Origin of the sequence: Actinomadura sp. NPDC049753 (assembly GCF_040674655.1) — a bacterium.
GTDB lineage: Bacteria > Actinomycetota > Actinomycetes > Streptosporangiales > Streptosporangiaceae > Spirillospora > Spirillospora verrucosospora.
Genome location: NZ_JBFARL010000446.1, coordinates 1 through 1,610 on the forward strand (window position 1 = coordinate 1; position 1,610 = coordinate 1,610).

Annotated in this window: 1 protein-coding gene and 1 pseudogene; both read left to right on the plus strand. The window is 69.0% G+C overall.

From position 1 onward, the window contains the following. Window positions 1-864: hypothetical protein (locus AB0K37_RS42095; RefSeq protein WP_363991833.1), on the plus strand; the 864-nt coding region annotated here is incomplete at its 5' end. Between the two features lie 189 nt (window positions 865-1,053). Beyond that, window positions 1,054-1,610, plus strand: a pseudogene (locus AB0K37_RS42100) (hypothetical protein); the annotation flags it as partial.

Here is a 1,610-nt window from a genome sequence, read left to right on the forward strand (position 1 = left end):
TTGTGGCACACCTGGCAGTCCGAAGCCGGTGCTTGGGCCCCCGACTGGGTGTCTCTGGGCGGCCGGCTGGCCAGCGACCCGGCGGTGGTGCTGAGTCCCAACGGTGCTCTGTCGGTGTTCGCTCGTGATCCGGGCGGGCGTATCACCCACACGTGGCAGCACGGCCCTGAGGAGGGTTACGCCTGGCACGGGGGCTGGGTGGATATGGAAGGCGCGGTGGTGGGCCGACCGACGGTGCTGGTGGGCCGTGACGGCGGGATGGTTCTGTTCGCCCGTGGGACCGACAACGGCTTGCACCACCGGTGGCAGACCGGGACCGGCGGACCCTGGTCAGGCTGGGCGCCGCTGGGAGGCCAGTTGGCCAGCGACCCGGCGGTGGTGCTGAGTCCCAACGGTGCTCTGTCGGTGTTCGCTCGTGATCCGGGCGGGCGTATCACCCACACGTGGCAGCACGGCCCTGAGGAGGGTTACGCCTGGCACGGGGGCTGGGTGGATATGGAAGGCGCGGTGGTGGGCCGACCGACGGTGCTGGTGGGCCGTGACGGCGGGATGGTTCTGTTCGCTCGCGGGACCGACAACGGCTTGCACCACCGGTGGCAGACCGGGACCGGCGGACCCTGGTCAGGATGGACGCCGCTGGGCGGCCAGCTCACCAGCGACCCCGCCGTCGTTCTCAACCCCAGCGACGACCTGTCGGTATTCGCCCGCGACCCCAACGGACACGTCACCCACACCTGGCAGCAAGGCCCCGAACACGGCCACGCCTGGCACGACACCTGGGTCGACATGGAAGGAAACCTCGCCCCCGACCCACCTGAAGCCACAACTCTCACGCCGGCGCAGGCCGACAGCGTCGCACCCTGAAGCGGCCGCTGGCATCTGGGTGCCATCCAATCCGCGTAGCGCGGGCCCTATCTCGCTGTGACGACCTTCCGCACCCCGCCTCAGCGGCCGCGTGTTGCTGGCCCAAGCTCGTCGCGGCGCCGGTTCGCGAGCTGACAACGCTCCACCTGCCCGCCACCACGAATCGTCTGACCAACTGAGGGGAACACGATGAAGCCCTGCCACGTCCCGCCGGATCGCGACCTGGAAGTGACGAAAGCCGTCTACATCGTCGGCCGTGACCTGAAGGTCTCCGACAAGGTCATGCTCGCCGGTTTCGAAGCCGGATGGGTCGAGTCCCACATGAACAACCTGCCGTGCGGCGACCGCGACTCCCTCGGAGTCTTCCAGCAGCGCCCCAGCCAGGGATGGGGGACTCCGGAACAGATCATGCAGGTGCCCTACGCGGCCAGGCAGTTCTTCACCCGTGCCGTGCGCGTCGAGCAGCAGTCTCCTCACCTCACCGCTGGGCAGACGGCGCAGAAAGTCCAGCGCTCCGCCTTCCCCGATCGTTACGACCAAGCCGAGGGGAAGGCACGAGCTCTCCTCAGCGAGGCCATCGCCGCGGTAGGCACCCCTCCGCGGGGAGTGTCGCGGGTGAGTGTGGGGGTGCCGTCGGTGGTGGACCACGGTTCGGGGATGGTGGTGTTCGGTGTTGATACTTCCGGTGGGGTGGTCCATCGGTGGCAGAACGCGCCGGGTGGTGCGTGGTCGGGGTGGACGCCGCT